This is a genomic window from Mesorhizobium sp. M0998, from assembly GCF_040318885.1.
Classification (GTDB): Bacteria; Pseudomonadota; Alphaproteobacteria; order Rhizobiales; family Rhizobiaceae; genus Mesorhizobium.
The window spans coordinates 1-16,036 of record NZ_JAMYND010000006.1; the positions used below are offsets into that span (position 1 = coordinate 1).

Here is a 16,036-nt window from a genome sequence, read left to right on the forward strand (position 1 = left end):
GCACCATCGCCGGCAATGGCGACGTTTCGGTCGGCTCGATGATCGCGGAAGCGATGCAGAAGGTCGGCAATGAGGGCGTCATCACGGTCGAGGAAGCCAAGACCGCCGAGACCGAGCTCGAAGTCGTCGAAGGCATGCAGTTCGACCGCGGCTATCTCTCGCCCTACTTCGTCACCAACGCCGAAAAGATGGTTGCGGATCTGGAAGACGCCTACATCCTGCTCCACGAGAAGAAGCTCTCCAACCTGCAAGCCATGCTGCCGATCCTCGAGGCTGTCGTGCAGACTTCGAAGCCGCTGGTCATCATCTCCGAGGACGTCGAAGGCGAGGCCCTGGCCACGCTGGTCGTCAACAAGCTGCGTGGCGGCCTGAAGATCGCTGCCGTCAAGGCGCCGGGCTTCGGTGATCGCCGCAAGGCCATGCTGGAAGACATCGCCATCCTCACCGGTGGCCAGGTCATTTCCGAAGACCTCGGCATCAAGCTCGAGAATGTCGGCCTCAACATGCTCGGCCGCGCCAAGAAGGTGTCGATCTCCAAGGAGAACACCACCATCGTCGACGGCGCCGGCAAGAAGGCCGAGATCCAGGGCCGCGTCGCCCAGATCAAGCAGCAGATCGAGGAGACCACCTCGGACTACGACAAGGAGAAGCTGCAGGAACGTCTCGCCAAGCTGGCGGGCGGCGTTGCCGTCATCCGCGTCGGCGGTGCGACCGAAGTGGAAGTCAAGGAAAAGAAGGACCGCGTCGATGACGCCCTCAACGCGACCCGCGCGGCCGTCGAAGAAGGCATCGTTCCCGGCGGCGGCGTCGCACTGCTGCGCGCTTCGCTGAGCATCAAGGCAACCGGCGCCAACTCCGACCAGACCGCGGGCATCAGCATCGTGCGTCGCGCGCTGCAGGCTCCGGCCCGTCAGATCGCGGCCAACGCCGGTGCGGAAGCATCGATCGTTGCCGGCAAGATCCTTGAGAACAAGGGCGCGACCTTCGGTTACAACGCCCAGACCGGCGAATATGGCGACATGATCGCCATGGGTATCGTCGATCCGGTCAAGGTTGTGCGCACAGCCCTGCAGGACGCGGCCTCGGTCGCCGGCCTGCTGGTCACCACCGAAGCCATGATCGCGGAGGCTCCGAAGAAGGAGTCGGCTGGCGGCGGCATGCCTGGCGGCATGGGCGGCGGCGGCATGGGCGGCATGGGTGGCATGGATTTCTAATCCAGCCAATCTCGCAAGCTTTCGGAAAGGGCGGCAGCGATGCCGCCCTTTTTGTTTGCTTCATAGCGGGCTGCCCCGGCTCAAGCGGCGATATCAATGCACCGCGGCAGTGGCACTCTTGGCCGGCAAAGCGCCCTCAATCAGCGCCGCGACCTCATCGGCTACCGCCAGCACCGGGGCGCGGTCGTGGGTGGCGCGTGCGATCACCATCAGCCCTTCCAGCGATGATTCGACCAGCAGTGCCAGCGCATGCGCGCGGCGCTCGGGCACCCCTGCCCCGACGAAGGCCGCCCTGAGCAAGCCTATCCATTGCTCGAAGGCGGAGCGGCACAACTCGGCCAGTTCCGGCATGTCGATCGGCGAGTCCAACACCACGGGCGCGATCGGGCAACCGAGCGTGAACCGATTGTCTTCCAGCATGCGCGCGACCGACTGGTAGATGTGGTGGACGGCCACCGCCGGGTCCTTTTCGGCTGCAAGGGCCTCGCCCAGCCTTTTCGAGACGTCCTCGACGCTGTCGCGCGTCACCTCGATGACCAGCTGGTCCTTGCCGCCCGGAAAATGAAAATAGAGCGAGCCTCTCGGCGCGCCTGAGGCGCTCAATATGTCGTTGAGCGAAGTGCCGTGATAGCCGCGCTGCCGAAGCAGGCGCCCCGTGGTCTCGAGTATGCGGGTACGGGTGTCGTTCGCCATGTCAACCTCTGTCAGGAGTGAGCATTATAGACCTTGCCTCGAATATGACAATCGGTCTACATAATATGTAGATCAGTCTACATATGAGAGGCAAATGCGCAGCTATCGTCTTGAAGGAACCTGCGGGACCAAGTGCCTGGTGATGCGCGACGAGGCGCAGCCGACGCCGAAGCCGCACGAGATCGTCGTGCGTGTCCGCGCCACCGCGCTCAACCGCCGCGATACGATGATCCTCAACGGCACCTACCCGCTGGCGCCGCGCCAAGGCGTTATCCCGCTGAGCGACGGCGCCGGCGAAGTCGTTGCCGTCGGCGAGGCCGTCACCCGCTTTGCCGTCGGCGACCGCGTCACCGGCAGTTATTTTGCGCGCTGGATCGATGGCCGCATCAATGCCGGTCTGATCGACCAGCTTGGCTGCACGCTGGACGGGATGCTGGCCGAATACGCCGTGCTCGACGAGCAATGGGCGGTGCGGCTTCCCGATCATCTCGACTGGCATCAAGCGGCGACACTAACCTGCGCCGGCCTGACCGCCTGGAATGCCGTGACGGCGGCCGAAATGCCGAAGCCCGGCCAATGGGTTCTTGTCATCGGTTCAGGTGGCGTCGCGCTATTTGCGCTGCAATTCGCCAAGCTGCTCGGCTGCCGTGTCGTGGCAGTCAGCTCGCGCAACGAGAAGCTGGACCGGCTGCAGGCGCTGGGCGCCGACCTCGTCGTCTCGACCGCCGACATGCCGGAATGGGGTGCTGCGGTACGAGAGCAGACCGGCGGCATCGACCTCGTCGTCGAGACCGGCGGCCCGCCGACCTTCGCGCAGTCGATGATCGCCTGCGCGCTTTACGGGCGCATCGTGCTTCTCACCATACAGGATGCGAAAGGCGGGACGGTGCAGATCCCCGGCCCGGTCTACCAGCGCAGCCTCGCCACCATCAGCCGCCTGTTCGTCGGCAATCGCACCAACCTCGAAGCCATGCTGCGCGCCATCTCGGTGCATCGGCTTAAGCCTGTCATCGACAAGGTGTTCGCCTTCGACAAGGCCAACGACGCCTATCGCTATTTCCAGCAAGGCGACGTCTTCGGGAAAGTGGTCGTCGACAGCGCCTGACTGGTCCGCCCCAAAATCTGATCGACCCCTCAAATCAAAGGAGAGGCACAATGACCATTATGACCATTCGTGAAGCAGAGGCCCAATGGCAGGGATCGTTGAAGGAAGGTTCGGGCCGGCTGAAGCTCGGCAGCGGCGTCTTCGAAGGCGCCTACTCGTTCCCGTCGCGTTTCGAGAACGGTCCCGGCACCAACCCCGAGGAATTGATTGCGGCGGCGCATGCCGGCTGCTTCTCGATGGCGCTGAGCGCCGTCCTCGGCCGCGAAGGTTACACTCCCGCACGCATCCACACGATCGCGAAAGCGCATCTCGGCGCCACCGCGGCTGGACCGACGCTGATGACCCGTATCGAGCTGGAAACCGAGGCAAGCGTCGCCGGGCTGGCGGCGGGGGAGTTCGAGCGGCTGGCGCAGACGGCCAAGGAGAGCTGCCTCGTGTCGCGGGCGCTGGCCGGCGTCGCAGTGATCACGCTCAAGGCCCGCCTCATCGAAACCGCTACCGATCACTGAAGGGAAGGAATATCCAATGACACAGGAACTCGTCATCGACATCGCCGCCGCCAAACGCTCCGCCGAAACGGCCGAGATCATGCGGCGCTACAACGACGTCTTCCAGCGCCACGACCCGTCGGCGCTCGACGATCTGGTGGCGGAAGATTGCGTGATCGAAAACACCACGCCGGCCCCGGACGGCGCCCGCCGCATCGGCAAGGGCGCCTGCGTCGAACTGTGGTCGGCGATCGCAACCGGACCCGGCACGCGCTTCGACATTGAAGAAACTTTCGTCGCCGGCGATCGGGCGACGATCCGCTGGCGCTACTGGATGGGCGACGGCAATTCGCTGCGCGGCGTCAACCTGATGCGCGTGGCGGACGGGCAGATTGTCGAGGCCATGGGCTATGTGAAGGGATAGATTTGAATGCCCGCGACCTTCCTGTCTACCGGTCCGCCAGCGCCAGTTTGGCGCCGAGCATGACAAAGGCTCCGGCGAAGGTACGGCGCATCCAGGTCAGCACCTTTGGCCGCGACACGACATGGCTGCGGATTGACGCCGCGAAAACGCCGTAGCCGACAAAGACCACGAAGGTGAGCAGCATGAAGACGCTGCTGAGCTCCAGCATCTGCGACAGCGCATGCGGTTCGGTGGTGCTGACGAATTGCGGCAGGAAGGCAAAGAAGAAGATCGACAGCTTCGGATTGAGGATGTTGATGAGGATGCCCGAAGTGATCACCTTGCCGGCCGAGCGCGGCGCCACATTTTCGTCGACGCTCAGGCCGCCCTTCTCCTTCAGCGTGTTCCAGGCCATGTAGAGAAGATAGGCGACGCCGAGATATTTCAGCGTCTCGAAGGCGACGGCACTGGTATGCAGCAGAGCCGCGAGGCCGGTGATGGCGGCCGCCATGTGCGGAATGATGCCGAGCGTGCAGCCGAAAGCGGCAATGATGCTGGCGCGCGCACCACGCGAAAGCCCGGCGCTCAGCGTATAGAGAACGCCGGTGCCGGGCGAAGCCACGACAATCAGCGACGTCAACAGAAATTCGATGCTCACGGATGGTCTCCCGGTGCTGGCCCTGCCGCCGGCAGCGTAATCACCGAAACGTGCGGGCACAAGCCAACCTGAGAGCCTATGCGCATTCAGATCATGCTGTTGGCGTGCAGCTTGCTATCGGCAATAGGCTGCCGAACTTCCCAGTGTTCGACCAGCTTGCTGTCCTTCAGCCTGAAAATGTCGACAATGGCCAGGCCCTCCTCCTCCGGTTCGCGTTTTGCGTGCATGTGCACGATGACGAAATCCCCTTCGGCAAAAATCCGCTTCACCTCTCCCCTTACGAGGGGAAATGACTGTTTGAGCTGCTGCAGATAGGCTTTGAAGCCGTCCGCACCATCCGCAATGTTCGGATTGTGTTGGATGTAGCGTTCGCCAAAATGCGTCGAAGCAGCTTCGATGTTGCCCTGGTTTACTGCTTTGTCGATGAAGTCCAGGACGATCGTTTTGTTGGTCTCGAGCGAATTATGGATCTTGGCTGGAACTGGATTTGATGGTTCGTCACGCATGTTTTTGCTCCGTGAGGTGCCTGCTTCTGCCCGGTGTGGACAGGGGCGTCCGCAGGCCGATATTGCCAACATGATCAGCCACGCTTGTGAGATGGTCGATACGCTATTCGCCTAGATTCTTATCCAATCGTCTAATATCGTCATCTGGTTCATTGTCGGAGGATGGTTCTCATGGACGCCTTGTCCGAAGTTCTTGCTTCGCTGAGATTTGGCAGCGCCATGATCGGCAGCGCGACCCTGCATCGGCCCTGGGGCATTTCAGTCGATCCGACAAGGAATGCCGCCATCCACGTCATACAGGACGGCGAATGCTGGTTGCGGCTAGCCGGTGAAAGGGAGCCGATCCGCTTAGGCGAGGGAGATGTCATCCTTGTCGCGAGCGGTATCGGGCATGCCCTTTGCAATCCGGCGGATGCACCGACGGCATCGATATCCGCCGTCCTTTCCGCGAATCGGAGCGGAGCGGAACCGAAAAGCGAGAGCGGCGCGACAACTCTTCTTTGTGCGAGATATTCAATCGACGGCGTCGGGCCATACCCGATGGTTTCGCTGCTTCCTCCGCTGATCCATTTGACCCGAAATCAGATTGGCACCAGCGAGCCGCTGCGGCTTGCCCTGGAACTTCTGCAGGTCGAAGCGAAAGGCGATCTCGGCGGCCACGACATTGTCGCCCCACGCCTTCTCGACAGCACGTTGATCTTCTTGTTGCGTGCCTGGATCGAACATCAGCCTCTCGGAACAGGGGGATGGTTTGGCGCCTTGCGCGACAAAGGCATTGCACAGGCTTTGCGCCTGATCCACGAGCGGCCGGGCAATCCCTGGACCATCGCTTCCCTTGCCAGCGGCGCGGCACAGTCCCGGGCCACCTTCGCGCGTCGCTTCGCTCAACTGGTAGGACAGCCGCCGCTGTCCTATGTGACCCGGTGGCGGATGAACCTTGCCGCCAGGGCTCTGCGGGAAACGAACCAGAACATTGGCGAGATCGGGCGCGCCGTCGGATATGAATCGGTGCCGTCGTTCTCGCAGGCATTCAAACGATTGACCGGACGATCGCCCGGCCTCTACCGCAGCGACTTTCGCGCATCTGATTGACGAAATTCAAACTGAGACGCCAGCCCGAGGGCCGTCATTACAGCGTCGGCAGACCGTGAGCCCGACGCGCCATCAGGCAGTCGTCATCGCCCGGCATGCAGGCGCGGCAGACGTCGGGGCGGATGTCGTAGATGCCGCAGGCCGTTGACTTGCCGACCTCGCCGCACAGTGCCGAACAGCGCGCGCCGTCGCAGCGCATACCGGCTTCGTCGGCAGCCACGTATTTTTGCGGGATAAGGTCGAGCTGCGCGTCATCCTCGGTGGAGAAGCGCGGCCATCTGGACGAGTAGGCGCAGCAAGCGCCACAGGTCTGGCAATCGAAGGCAATCGGACCGGCGCCCTCTTGTGGCGACGAAAACTCCTCTGCGACCGCCAGGGCAAGCAGCCTTGGCGCAGATTTCCGGTCGGCATTTTGCTGCAAGGGCGCTATTTCTTCTTGGGCTTGCGCGGCGGTGCTTCCGCCGGCGACCTGAACAGATCGGTGCCCGCTTCGGCGGCTTCGCCGGTTTTTGGCGCGGCGGCCGGCTTGGCCGGCTTCACGGCGGCAGCAGGCGCTGCCGGCTGGCCCTTGGCGGAAAACTTGATTGCCATATCAATCCTCGTCAGAGAAACGCGATGATGGCGCATTCGGATTGCGAAGGCGGCCGATGAGCGCCGAAACGGCCGTGATGTTCATTTCTTCGGGCGACCAGTTCCTGGCTTCCTCGATGTGCCGGGGCGCCAGTTCGCGATGCGTGCTGCCGCTGTAGGCAGCATCCGGATAGGTCACGCGCTCGTGCGTCTTGGCGTTTTCCCGGACATATTCGATCAGATAATTGGGGCATTCGGCGCGGCCGCGCACGCCGAGCCGCACCTGAGCATCGCCGTGGACACGCCGGCAGCGCTCAAGCTTTTCGAGCACGCGCCGGACATATTCGACCGGCTTGTCTAGTTCACCCACGACATCGGCGATGGTCGAATCGGCGGCGATCGCCTTTTGAGGCACGCGTTTGGTGGCCATCAGCGTTTGCCTGCGCGTTTTGGCGAGGCTGCGAGCGCAACCGCCGCCGCCATGTCGTCGGCTTCCTTCTCCAGGCGCAATTCGCGCAGCCGCGCGGTCTTGGCTTCGCGGGCCTGGCTGACGGCATCCCGTTCGGAATTGATGCGGTCGAGCGACATCGACTGGGTCCGCGTCTTGCTGAAAATGGATTCGGCCTGGTCGCGGGGTTTTTTTGAAGTTGCGGTCAAGGTCTTTCTCCCGGGTCGGAGCACGCCGCCGAAAAGTGGCGAGACTGGTCTTTCGGCCAGGATCCCGCACAAAGCAATACGGCAGCCGGTTTCAAATTGCTGGAACGTCCTTAGCACGTCCGGGCCGTCGAGCAGCGCTCTTTCGGCGGTCGAAGCGCAAAAATGAAAAAGGCCAGGCACCGCCTGACCTTCCATAAGAGCGCCTGCGCATCCCGAGAGACGCGCAAAGAAACGTTCTTCTCATGCGCATGAGCGGGACTTAACATCCCCGCGATCGTGCGCTGGAATTTGCCATTCACCGGTGCCAGTACATCCGTGGTCACCGGTGAGGCTGAATTCCGTTTTAGGCCGCCTTCAACTGGTCGGCGGACATCTTGCCCGACTTGTTGTCGCGGACCATCTCGTAGCCAAGCTTCTGGCCCTCGACGATGTCGCGCATTCCGGCGCGCTCGACGGCTGAGATGTGGACGAAAACGTCGGCAGAACCGTCGTCAGGCTGAATAAAACCAAAACCCTTGGTGGCGTTGAACCATTTAACTGTGCCTGTGCTCATAACGAACCCTTTCCATGGCAAATATTCGTTCGCCGTCATGCGGATGCACAACAACGTTTGTCTCGACTTTGATGGGGGAAGTTCGCCAAAGGCGCGCCTAGGCACGCGGATAACAAAAGTCGGTCAAACAAATATCGACAAAATTCTTATAGACTTCTTTGCGCGTTGTGTCAATTTTTTTGATTTGTCGGTGGTGTCGCAGTTTGAAATTTGACGCCTCTCTTGTCGCGTTGCGACGCTCTGTCCTATACGCTCGCCGTATGAGTGAGCAACCAGACGAAACGAACGACCTTGTGAATTCGCTCCTGCGACAGGCGGCGGAAGCGCGGGTAACTGCGGCAACTGCTACGATCCGCGCTCTGACAATGGGTGACCGGGAAATATGGGAACCAACGCCTGAGAAGATCGCCGAATATAAAGCGGAGCTAGCTGAGGCAGAAGCCGAGTTGGCGGACTTGAACAATGCCGACCGGACCTAAAGGCCAGAAGCGCCCGGCCGACGTGATCGGCAATGCAGTCCGCATCAACTTCATTCACATTTATAAGACGCATAAGACGTCGCTAGCCATGGCGGCAGTCCGAGGCGCTCTGGTCAATGGCCGATCTTTGCGAGAAGATGGACGCCGTTGCGCCGAAGCCGGGTCGCGCGGGCCCATACAAGAAGAACACCGGCGAAGTCTAGGGGCAGGATGCTGACTTGGACCACCCTTAGTTCACTGGGGGAAAACGATCTCCTCTACCGTGGCGCGGTGTTCCGCTTCCGCGCTCGAACTCCAGTAGAGGAAATCCGAGAGTACATGCTGTTTGAAACGTCTGAGGCATCAGGTCTGGGTCTTGTACGGTGCAGCGGCTATGGCGCAGGTCACGTGCTCGTTTACGTGCCAAAAGAAGCGAAGGCAGAAGGGGCAGTGGCAATATCGCCCAAGTGGCTTGCCTCGCATTGGCGCGAATGGATCGGTCATTCTATTCCAAGCCAAGTTTGGGTATCCAAGGAGGCGCCAGTGCGGCCGGAGCGGCTGCCAGACGAGTGATGCCCTTTGACATGTCGGGCAGCCTTCCGCCCAATTCTGAAAATTCAAACTGAGACACTACCGATTTGTCACACTCGCCGAGGGCGCCGCGACTGCCCGTGCAGGCATATTGGAGAGCGAAAGCCGGGCGAGCCGAAGCCACTTAGCCGGGAACCATTTTGGCGCCGGAGCATTTTCTTCGGTGTCGAAAGCCGTTCTCGAAAGAGCGATCTTGAGAAAAGGCGGACGACAAACAGGACGCCCCCCGCGCAGATAAAAGGCACGAGGGGCGTTCCTGTGATGCGACCATTCGCGCCGCTGCCCTGCTCCTCACAGCATGGCCCGGCTGAGCCCGCCATCCACCGGCAACGCCACGCCGGTGACATAGGCGGCGGCGGCGCTGGCCAGGAATGCGGCAACGGCGCCGAATTCGGCGGGCGTGCCGTAGCGCTTTGCCGGGATTTCGGCCTGACTCTCGGCGGCGATCACAGCAGCGTCGACACCCCTGTCGGCGGCGTCCATGGCGTCGAACTGTTTCGTCCGGTCCGTCGCAAAACGGCCCGGCAGCAACAGGTTGACCGTGACGCCGTCCGCCGCCACTTCGCCGGCCAGCGTCTTGGCCCAGCCGGCGAGCGACGCACGCAGCGCGTTCGAAGCGGTAAGCCCGGGGATCGGCTCGCGGACGGACGTGGAGGAAACGGCGATGATGCGCCCCCAGCGCCGCGCCCGCATGCCTGGCAGGAAAGAAATGGCGATGCGCATCTGGCTCAGCACCATGCTGGTGAACTGCTTCTCCCAGACACTCGCATCGAAGACGCTGGCCGCGAAGGGCGGCGGGCCGCCGCCGTTGAGCAGGACGATGTCGATCCGCTGATGCTCGTCCTCGACGGCAAGGATCAGCCGGGAGATGCTGTCGTTGTCGGAGAGGTCGGCGCTGAAGGTCGAGCAGACGTGGCCGGCGGCCTCGATTGCGCGTCGCGCCGCATCCAGGGTCGCCTCCTCTCGTCCGACCAGGATGATCTCGGCGCCTTTCGCCACGAGCGCTTCGGCAACGCCGAAACCGAGGCCCTTGCCTCCGCCGAGGACAAGCGCCTTCCGCCCCTCAAGATTTGCGCTAATCAAGCCAAGTCTCCTCCTGGTTTTTGTTTCACTGCGCAGCCTCGGGATCAGGCCCGAGGCCATGCTTTGGGCGTGCATCAGCGAACATGCACGATAGCGTCGGCTTCGACCGGAACATTGGCCGGCAAGCCGGCCATGCCGAGCGAGCAGCGGGCGTGCTCGCCACGCTCGCCGAAAACATGGAGCAGAAATTCGGATGCTCCGTTGCCGACCTCCGAATAGGCCGAAAAGCCGGCCGCCGCATTCATATAGACGGTCAGCTTGGCGAATTTCACGACACGGTCGAGATTGCCGTCCAGTTCCTTGTCGAGCCAATAGACGATGTTGGCCGCGCAGAGCCGGGCGGCGTTCCGCGCGGCAGACAGATCGATCTCCCTGCCGACCTGGCCGATCGCGGCGATCTCCTGCCCGATCTCGGGAATCTGACCGGAGACATAGACGATGTCTGCGACCCGAACCGTCGGCGAGAACGGCAAAGCGGGCCGCTCGAGCGAGGGCCAAGCGACACCGAACTCCTCAAATCTTCTTCTGTAGGACAAGGTGGCTGCTCCTGTTTTCGTTCGTGCGAGCAGACCTTGAATTCAGATCGGGCTTTCGGATAGCCTGATAGTGCTGACACAGCTATCAGGAATTCTTATGACTGGAGATATCGACGTCAGACTGCTGCGCGCCTTCGTCACCGTGGCCGATACGGGAACGGTGAGCCGAGCGGCCGATCGGCTTGCCCGCACCCAGGCGGCGGTGAGCATGCAGCTTCAGCGCCTCGAGGGTGCAGTCGGCGCCGAGCTGCTGCGCCGTTCGCCGCGCGGCGTGACGCTGACCGAGGCCGGCGAGATCCTGCTCGCCTTCGCCCGCAAGGCCATCGCGATCGGCGACGATGCCAGGCGCGAGATAGAAGGCCGCAGGCTGGTCGGCCGTGTCCGGCTGGGCATCGTCGAGGATTTGGCGGTGACACGGCTGCCGTTGATCATTGCCGACTTCCGCCGCCGGCATCCTTCCGTCGAGATCGAGCTGACATCGGCCAGCAGCAGCCATCTCAGCAAGTCGCTGGGCGAAGGAAGATGCGACATCGTCATGGCCGATCCGGCACGCTTCACAATGGCGCCGCGAGGCCATCTGTCACGACAGCTGGTCTGGGCGGCAAGCCGCATGATCGAGATCGATGACGAGGTCGAGCTTCCGCTGATCATCTTCGAAGGCGCCTGCTCCTGGCAGGACAGGATGCTGGCTTCGCTCGCCGAGGCCGGGATCGGCTGGAAGATCGGCTGCCGCGTGTCGACCTTCGCGACACTGATCTCGGCGCTGAGGGCTGGGCTCGGCATCGGGCTTCTGCTGCAGGAAGGACTACCGCCCGACTGCCAAAGCCTCAACGGACGCTTCAACCTGCCGCCGGCGCCGATGGCGGATTTCGGCGTCTATCTCGCGAGGGACCCGTCGCGGCTGGTCGAGGAGTGTGGCGATTTCCTGCGAGCGGGATTCGAAGCGTAGCGAAATATCTGACGCCGTTCACCGTTCCTGGTCGGTCGGGCGGATGACGATCTCGTTGACGTTGACATGTGCCGGCTGGCTCACGGCGTAGAAAATGGCCGCGGCGATGTCCTCGGCGGTCAGCGCCTCCATGGCGGCAAGCCGCTTATCCAGATCAGCCTTGAACGCCGGATTGGTGATGTGGTCGCCGAGCTCTGTGCGCACCAGGCCGGGCTCGATGACGGTGACACGAACCTTGTCGGCGTAGACTTCGCGGCGCAGCGATTCGGAAAAGCCGACGACACCGAACTTGGTTGCCGCGTAGCCGCTGGCGCCCGGATTGGCGACACGGCCGGCGACCGACGAGACATTGACGATGTGACCCTTGGCGGCCCTCAGATGCGGCAGCGCCGCTTTGGTGACGCCCATCAGCGCCAGCAGGTTGAGCTCGACCATGCGGCGCCAGTCGTCGAGCATCGCCTCGGCGGCCGGCGACAGAAGCATCACTCCGGCATTGTTGACGAGGATGTCGAGACGGCTCCATTCGGCGACAACCTTGTCGACCATGGCGGTGACATCGTCATTGCTGGTGACGTCGGCCTCGATGCGGAGCGCCGTGCCGCCGGCCTTTTCGATACGCGCGGCCAGCGCTTCGAGACGATCGGCGCGGCGTGCGGCAATCGCAACCTTGGCCCCGGCGGCGGCCAGCGCCACAGCCGTTGCCTCGCCGATGCCCGAGGAGGCGCCGGTGACAAGCGCGACCTTGCCGGCCAGTGCGGAAGAAACAGCTGTCATTGTGAAATCTCCAAGGCCCCTGCCCGATCTTCAGATAGGCCGCGGGCCGCGAAGTGGAAGACCGGCTTTGCTTGGTTCTACTCGTCTGGGCCGGGCTCCGGCCAAGGCTCTTTCGCCGCCTCGGCATACCAGTGCCGCATCGCCGGCATCGAAAGCACGGCGTCGACATAGGCGCGGGTGTCGGTTGCCAGCGTGCCACCGTAGGTGTCGAAGCGGGTGACGACCGGCGCGTACATGGCATCGGCCGCGGTGAAACGGCCAAACAGGAACGGGCCGCCTTTGCCGTGTTTTTCGCGGCATTCGCGCCATAGCCCTTCGATGCGCGCCCGTTGCGTCTCACCTTCGGCGTCGAGCGGCTTGTAGCCTTTCGGCCGGCGCAAATTCATCGGCCAGCCATAGCGGACCTCGCGAAAGCCGGAATGCATCTCTGTCGCCGCCGAGCGGGCCAGCGCGCGGGCGCCGATGTCGGCCGGCCAGAGCTTTTTCTCGGGAAACAGCTCAGCAAGATATTCAAGGATGGCAAGGGTTTCCCAGACGATCCGGACCTCGCCATTCGGCAGCCGATGGTTCAGCACCGGCACCTGGCCGGTCGGCGATATCCTGGCCAGATTGGCCGCGGTCTCGGGCGTGCGCAGGCGCACAAGACCTTCCTCGAACGGGATCTCCAGATGCTTCATCGCCAGCCACGGCCGCAGTGACCACGACGAAAAACACTTGTTGCCGATGAAGAGCGTGAATTCAGCCATTGTCCCTCCGGCCCTGTCTGTTCGGGCGTTCTGGTGCACCCTATCCTGTCGGCTTCGCGGCCGGAAGCTATCCCAATCGACGGGCAGAACCCGGAACCTAAGCGATCCGCGACCGTTTCTCCAGGCGAACGGTCCAGGAGATGCGAGATGGTGAACAAGGATCAGGTTGCCGGCGTTGCCAAGCAAGCCAAGGGCTCGGTCAAGCAGACCGCCGGCAAGGCCACCGGCAACAGGCGCACCGAGGCCGAAGGCGACGTCGACAAGGCCACCGGCAAGATGCAGAAGGCTTACGGCGACGTGAAGGACAAGGTGAAGAAGGCGCTTTGACGCCGGCCCTTCGTGAACCAGGAAGAGGCGGCTCGGCCGCCTTTTTTGGCCCTCTCCTGCCCGTCAGAAAGTCAGGCTTTTGCTGTATGCATTGGTGAAGGTGACCTCGCCATGATCTCCGGCGGCTTCGCCCAGCACCACATCCATGCTGTTTCCCGTCACCCGCGCCAACGCAAAGCCGCCCATGAAGGCGGCCTTCGGCTTGAACAAGTCGACCCCGTCACGGTGGTAGATCATCGGCGTCGCGTGCTGGTGGCCATGGAAGATGCCGACGACGTTGTAACCCTTCAGCACAGCCAGCAGCGCCTGCCTGTCGGCTTCGCTCCACCAGTGGGGCGGACCCTTGCCGCCGTCGTCGAAGGTTTTCTCGGCGGCGTCCCATCTTTCGATCGAAAAAGTATCCCAGCCATAATGCTGGAACAGGATGACCGGGCGGCCGTCGCCGGCATAGGTTGCCAGGTCCTGCTTCAGCCATGGCAGGCTGCTGGTGGCGCCATGGCCGGTATCGCCGGCGAAACGGTGCGTCTGGACAAGATGCAGGCCGCCCCAATCCCATGAATAGCAATCGGTCCCGACATCGTAGTCGGTCGCCGGCGCAGGCGGCTTGAAGAACACGCCGGGGCGGTGGTTGACCTCGACGTAGTCGCGCATTTCGCGGCGGTACCAGTCGACATGCGAGCGCGGGCCGTTCTGGTCGAGGTCGTGGTTGCCGAGGCCGACATAGACCGGCATGTGCACGCGGTCGGGGCCGACGCCTTGCTGGTAGCGCTGGCTGAACTGAAGCAGTTGCGTGCCCTCGCTGGGCTGGGTGATCTGGCCGCCGCCATCATCGGTGATGTCGCCGCCAACGACCAGGCCGAGCGGCGTGCCGATGTTGCCCGTCGAGCGCAGGCCGGTGGCAACGCCATCGATTTCAGCCGGCCATTGCCTGTCGCCGACGCCGTTGAGTGCGGCGACGTTGCGCAGCAAGGCAGCGTCGGTCTTGCCCTCCTGCTCGCAATGCGGGCTCAATCCGTTCGCCGTGCGGCAGGCATGGACATCGGCGATAAACAAGAAGGTGGCGTCGATCGGCGGGATGCGCTGGCCGGTCTGGCCGAAGGCCGGGTGCGAAACGGCGCCGGCCGCGGCAAGGCCCGCTGCCTGCATCAGGAACCTGCGCCGGGAAACCGGCCGGGCGGGAATGCGATGCATCATGCGCTAAAATTCAGCACGACGGGGACCGGCAGTCCAGTTGCTCGTAAAGTATGTCGACACGTTCTCCCAGGTCTGGCATTGCTTTCGGCATTCAACTTGCGCGGGCAAAGGAGGACGCCATGAAAGCTACATCCATCGGCATGACAATGGCGATTCTGGCGGTGACGAGCGCAGCGCATAGCGCCGGGTGCATCGACGCCAAATCGGCCAAGGCCGGCTTCATTCTCGAAAGGCCCGGCATCCACAGCGAATTTCGCCCGGCGGCGGGCGGAATGGTGGCGGTTGCCAACAAATACCAGTCGCAATCGCCGCAGTCGCAGTACCTGTTCGGCGGGCTGATCGAGGTGTTTCGCGACAGCAGCACGGGGCAGCTGGCGATGATCCCGTTTTCCGATCTCAGGAAGGTGTTCCCGCTGAAGGCGGGTGCCAAGAGCAAGATCGTGTTTGCCCGTCTTGCACCGAACAAGCCGCCGAAGGGCACCGAGACGCTGGAGATCAACGTCAAGGGCAAGGAGACGTTCAGCCTGGGTGACTGCAAATACTCCGTACTCGCGGTCAAGCAGACGATCAGGAGCGAGGCCGGCGAGACGCGGGACGAGTTCACCGCGCTTTACGCACCCGACCTGCAGGCAGTTGTGGCCAGGCGCTATGACGAGGGCACTAGCGCCGAAAGCGTGGTCGGCTACGAGCTGATCAAGCCGCTGCCGAATTAAGAGCTCGGCCTCCCGCCTCGGTCGCGATATCAGCGACTGCGGCCTCTGTCCTGCCAGCGTTAAAGCGCTCTGTGCAGTATCCTGCGACGTCGCCTCGTGACTCCCTGTTCCAATGCCATCAGGCAATCGCGCAGCACGCTTGCGTCCTGCGCGGTCTTGGCCATCGACATGGCGCCGGAATAGCTGGCGACAGCCAACGCTGCGAAGCGCTGCGGATCGATGCCCTGTTCCCGGCCCGCCTGCTGGTCGGCCCTGATCTTGTCGGCGATCGCCTGACGCCAGGTAGAAAAAATGCTGGCAAGGGCAATGCGGAAATCCGGATCGGCAAGCGACAGTTCATGCGCCAGGTTGTTGAGCGGGCAGCCGCGCACGAAACCCTGCTGCTCCAGCTCCGCCGCGACGGCCGCGAACACGGAGCGCACGCCCTCGCGCGCTGAGGGAGCCATCCGCACCGGCGCGATCCATGTCTCTTCTACGGCGGCGGCGACCCGCTCCTCGATCACTGCGAGCGCCAGCGCCTTCTTGGTCGCGAAATGGTGGTGCAGCGCGCCGCCGGTGACGCCCGCCGTCGCCATCAGGTCGCCCATGCTGGACGCATGATAGCCGCGTGCCTGAAACGCCTCCTCGGCGACATCGAGCACCTTTTTGCGCATGCCTTCGGGGTCGTTGGTGCGTTTTTGAGCCCGCGACCTTGGGCGAGCGGATATCTCTGCTGACATCTTCACA

The 16,036-nt window shown here is 62.9% G+C and carries 23 protein-coding genes; 9 read left to right on the forward strand and 14 right to left on the reverse strand.

The genetic code is table 11. The features are described from left to right. On the forward strand, positions 1–1,214 hold a 1,214-nt coding region (gene groL, locus NKH59_RS07460), incomplete at its 5' end, for a chaperonin GroEL (protein ID WP_353021431.1). Between the two features lie 93 nt (positions 1,215–1,307). Here groL and NKH59_RS07465 read toward each other — a convergent pair. Further along, a complete protein-coding gene (locus tag NKH59_RS07465) occupies positions 1,308–1,907 on the reverse strand; it encodes a TetR/AcrR family transcriptional regulator (protein WP_352472669.1) in 600 nt (199 codons plus the stop codon). 94 nt (positions 1,908–2,001) lie between these two features. On the opposite strand from NKH59_RS07465, the gene NKH59_RS07470 reads away from it, so the two are divergent. The 3 genes from NKH59_RS07470 to NKH59_RS07480 are packed head-to-tail and all read left to right on the forward strand — an operon-like array spanning position 2,002 to position 3,924. Then, complete coding sequence (locus tag NKH59_RS07470) at positions 2,002–3,012, forward strand: zinc-dependent alcohol dehydrogenase family protein (RefSeq protein WP_352472668.1); 1,011 nt, start codon at positions 2,002–2,004, stop codon at positions 3,010–3,012. 59 nt (positions 3,013–3,071) lie between these two features. Next, positions 3,072–3,521, forward strand: coding sequence for an OsmC family protein (locus NKH59_RS07475; protein ID WP_352472675.1), 450 nt, complete (start codon positions 3,072–3,074; stop codon positions 3,519–3,521). Between the two features lie 16 nt (positions 3,522–3,537). Beyond that, positions 3,538–3,924, forward strand: a complete 387-nt coding sequence (locus tag NKH59_RS07480; RefSeq protein WP_352472667.1) for a nuclear transport factor 2 family protein — start codon at positions 3,538–3,540, stop codon at positions 3,922–3,924. A 25-nt stretch (positions 3,925–3,949) separates the two neighbouring features. On the opposite strand, the gene NKH59_RS07485 is transcribed toward NKH59_RS07480, so the two are convergent. Both NKH59_RS07485 and NKH59_RS07490 read right to left on the reverse strand, forming a co-directional pair. Continuing rightward, positions 3,950–4,561, reverse strand: coding sequence for a LysE family translocator (locus NKH59_RS07485; RefSeq protein ID WP_352472666.1), 612 nt, complete (start codon positions 4,559–4,561; stop codon positions 3,950–3,952). An 86-nt stretch (positions 4,562–4,647) separates the two neighbouring features. Further along, positions 4,648–5,067, reverse strand: a complete 420-nt coding sequence (locus tag NKH59_RS07490; RefSeq protein ID WP_352472665.1) for a nuclear transport factor 2 family protein — start codon at positions 5,065–5,067, stop codon at positions 4,648–4,650. A gap of 171 nt (positions 5,068–5,238) precedes the next feature. On the opposite strand from NKH59_RS07490, the gene NKH59_RS07495 reads away from it, so the two are divergent. Next, on the forward strand, positions 5,239–6,159 hold the full coding sequence (locus NKH59_RS07495) for an AraC family transcriptional regulator (protein WP_353021434.1): 921 nt from the start codon (positions 5,239–5,241) through the stop codon (positions 6,157–6,159). 37 nt (positions 6,160–6,196) lie between these two features. Here the strand turns inward: NKH59_RS07495 and NKH59_RS07500 are convergent, their stop codons facing one another. From NKH59_RS07500 to NKH59_RS07520, 5 genes are all read right to left on the reverse strand, one after another. Then, positions 6,197–6,535 (reverse strand): YkgJ family cysteine cluster protein, encoded by a 339-nt coding sequence (locus tag NKH59_RS07500; protein ID WP_352472674.1) that lies wholly within the window; start codon positions 6,533–6,535, stop codon positions 6,197–6,199. A gap of 50 nt (positions 6,536–6,585) precedes the next feature. Continuing rightward, positions 6,586–6,750 (reverse strand): hypothetical protein, encoded by a 165-nt coding sequence (locus NKH59_RS07505; RefSeq protein ID WP_023722752.1) that lies wholly within the window; start codon positions 6,748–6,750, stop codon positions 6,586–6,588. Position 6,751: 1 nt separating this feature from the next. After that, complete coding sequence (locus tag NKH59_RS07510; protein WP_352472663.1) at positions 6,752–7,159, reverse strand: hypothetical protein; 408 nt, start codon at positions 7,157–7,159, stop codon at positions 6,752–6,754. Next, positions 7,159–7,386, reverse strand: coding sequence for a hypothetical protein (locus NKH59_RS07515; protein ID WP_023677608.1), 228 nt, complete (start codon positions 7,384–7,386; stop codon positions 7,159–7,161). Before NKH59_RS07515 ends, NKH59_RS07510 begins: the two co-directional genes overlap by 1 nt. Positions 7,387–7,729: 343 nt before the next feature. Next, a complete protein-coding gene (locus NKH59_RS07520) occupies positions 7,730–7,939 on the reverse strand; it encodes a cold-shock protein (RefSeq protein WP_010915421.1) in 210 nt (69 codons plus the stop codon). 689 nt (positions 7,940–8,628) lie between these two features. Between NKH59_RS07520 and imm45 the strand changes: the two genes are divergently transcribed. Beyond that, positions 8,629–8,970 (forward strand): Imm45 family immunity protein, encoded by a 342-nt coding sequence (imm45, locus tag NKH59_RS07525; RefSeq protein ID WP_353021436.1) that lies wholly within the window; start codon positions 8,629–8,631, stop codon positions 8,968–8,970. A gap of 309 nt (positions 8,971–9,279) precedes the next feature. On the opposite strand, the gene NKH59_RS07530 is transcribed toward imm45, so the two are convergent. Further along, positions 9,280–10,071: an SDR family oxidoreductase gene (locus NKH59_RS07530; protein WP_353021438.1), complete on the reverse strand. Its 792-nt coding sequence runs from the start codon at positions 10,069–10,071 to the stop codon at positions 9,280–9,282. 74 nt (positions 10,072–10,145) lie between these two features. Beyond that, positions 10,146–10,607, reverse strand: coding sequence for a RidA family protein (locus tag NKH59_RS07535; protein ID WP_352472660.1), 462 nt, complete (start codon positions 10,605–10,607; stop codon positions 10,146–10,148). A gap of 97 nt (positions 10,608–10,704) precedes the next feature. Here NKH59_RS07535 and NKH59_RS07540 point away from each other — a divergent pair, with 97 nt between their 5' ends. Next, positions 10,705–11,556 carry a LysR family transcriptional regulator gene (locus tag NKH59_RS07540; RefSeq protein WP_352472659.1) on the forward strand — a complete coding sequence of 284 codons (852 nt, stop codon included), beginning with the start codon at positions 10,705–10,707 and terminating at the stop codon, positions 11,554–11,556. A gap of 18 nt (positions 11,557–11,574) precedes the next feature. On the opposite strand, the gene NKH59_RS07545 is transcribed toward NKH59_RS07540, so the two are convergent. Together NKH59_RS07545 and NKH59_RS07550 are read right to left on the reverse strand one after the other, a co-directional pair. Further along, the gene (locus NKH59_RS07545) at positions 11,575–12,330 is read right to left on the reverse strand and encodes an SDR family NAD(P)-dependent oxidoreductase (protein ID WP_352472658.1); all 756 of its coding nucleotides are present in this window, start codon (positions 12,328–12,330) and stop codon (positions 11,575–11,577) included. Positions 12,331–12,407: 77 nt separating this feature from the next. After that, positions 12,408–13,076, reverse strand: a complete 669-nt coding sequence (locus tag NKH59_RS07550; RefSeq protein WP_352472657.1) for a glutathione S-transferase family protein — start codon at positions 13,074–13,076, stop codon at positions 12,408–12,410. A 147-nt stretch (positions 13,077–13,223) separates the two neighbouring features. Between NKH59_RS07550 and NKH59_RS07555 the strand changes: the two genes are divergently transcribed. After that, a complete protein-coding gene (locus NKH59_RS07555; RefSeq protein ID WP_254820647.1) occupies positions 13,224–13,403 on the forward strand; it encodes a CsbD family protein in 180 nt (59 codons plus the stop codon). A gap of 63 nt (positions 13,404–13,466) precedes the next feature. On the opposite strand, the gene NKH59_RS07560 is transcribed toward NKH59_RS07555, so the two are convergent. Further along, positions 13,467–14,597 carry a metallophosphoesterase gene (locus NKH59_RS07560; RefSeq protein ID WP_352472656.1) on the reverse strand — a complete coding sequence of 377 codons (1,131 nt, stop codon included), beginning with the start codon at positions 14,595–14,597 and terminating at the stop codon, positions 13,467–13,469. Positions 14,598–14,716: 119 nt separating this feature from the next. On the opposite strand from NKH59_RS07560, the gene NKH59_RS07565 reads away from it, so the two are divergent. Continuing rightward, the gene (locus tag NKH59_RS07565) at positions 14,717–15,310 is read left to right on the forward strand and encodes a hypothetical protein (protein ID WP_353021439.1); all 594 of its coding nucleotides are present in this window, start codon (positions 14,717–14,719) and stop codon (positions 15,308–15,310) included. A gap of 59 nt (positions 15,311–15,369) precedes the next feature. Here the strand turns inward: NKH59_RS07565 and NKH59_RS07570 are convergent, their stop codons facing one another. Beyond that, complete coding sequence (locus NKH59_RS07570) at positions 15,370–15,963, reverse strand: TetR/AcrR family transcriptional regulator (RefSeq protein ID WP_352472654.1); 594 nt, start codon at positions 15,961–15,963, stop codon at positions 15,370–15,372. Positions 15,964–16,036 lie beyond the last annotated feature (73 nt).

Coding starts and splice junctions, on each gene's coding strand:
- NKH59_RS07465 (WP_352472669.1), bottom strand. CDS start 1,907: ATGGCGAACGACACCCGTACCCGCATACTCGAGACCACGGGGCGCCTG.
- NKH59_RS07470 (WP_352472668.1), top strand. CDS start 2,002: ATGCGCAGCTATCGTCTTGAAGGAACCTGCGGGACCAAGTGCCTGGTG.
- NKH59_RS07475 (WP_352472675.1), top strand. CDS start 3,072: ATGACCATTCGTGAAGCAGAGGCCCAATGGCAGGGATCGTTGAAGGAA.
- NKH59_RS07480 (WP_352472667.1), top strand. CDS start 3,538: ATGACACAGGAACTCGTCATCGACATCGCCGCCGCCAAACGCTCCGCC.
- NKH59_RS07490 (WP_352472665.1), bottom strand. CDS start 5,067: ATGCGTGACGAACCATCAAATCCAGTTCCAGCCAAGATCCATAATTCG.
- NKH59_RS07495 (WP_353021434.1), top strand. CDS start 5,239: ATGGACGCCTTGTCCGAAGTTCTTGCTTCGCTGAGATTTGGCAGCGCC.
- NKH59_RS07505 (WP_023722752.1), bottom strand. CDS start 6,750: ATGGCAATCAAGTTTTCCGCCAAGGGCCAGCCGGCAGCGCCTGCTGCC.
- NKH59_RS07510 (WP_352472663.1), bottom strand. CDS start 7,159: ATGGCCACCAAACGCGTGCCTCAAAAGGCGATCGCCGCCGATTCGACC.
- NKH59_RS07520 (WP_010915421.1), bottom strand. CDS start 7,939: ATGAGCACAGGCACAGTTAAATGGTTCAACGCCACCAAGGGTTTTGGT.
- imm45 (WP_353021436.1), top strand. CDS start 8,629: ATGCTGACTTGGACCACCCTTAGTTCACTGGGGGAAAACGATCTCCTC.
- NKH59_RS07540 (WP_352472659.1), top strand. CDS start 10,705: ATGACTGGAGATATCGACGTCAGACTGCTGCGCGCCTTCGTCACCGTG.
- NKH59_RS07545 (WP_352472658.1), bottom strand. CDS start 12,330: ATGACAGCTGTTTCTTCCGCACTGGCCGGCAAGGTCGCGCTTGTCACC.
- NKH59_RS07550 (WP_352472657.1), bottom strand. CDS start 13,076: ATGGCTGAATTCACGCTCTTCATCGGCAACAAGTGTTTTTCGTCGTGG.
- NKH59_RS07555 (WP_254820647.1), top strand. CDS start 13,224: ATGGTGAACAAGGATCAGGTTGCCGGCGTTGCCAAGCAAGCCAAGGGC.
- NKH59_RS07560 (WP_352472656.1), bottom strand. CDS start 14,597: ATGATGCATCGCATTCCCGCCCGGCCGGTTTCCCGGCGCAGGTTCCTG.
- NKH59_RS07565 (WP_353021439.1), top strand. CDS start 14,717: ATGAAAGCTACATCCATCGGCATGACAATGGCGATTCTGGCGGTGACG.
- NKH59_RS07570 (WP_352472654.1), bottom strand. CDS start 15,963: ATGCGCAAAAAGGTGCTCGATGTCGCCGAGGAGGCGTTTCAGGCACGC.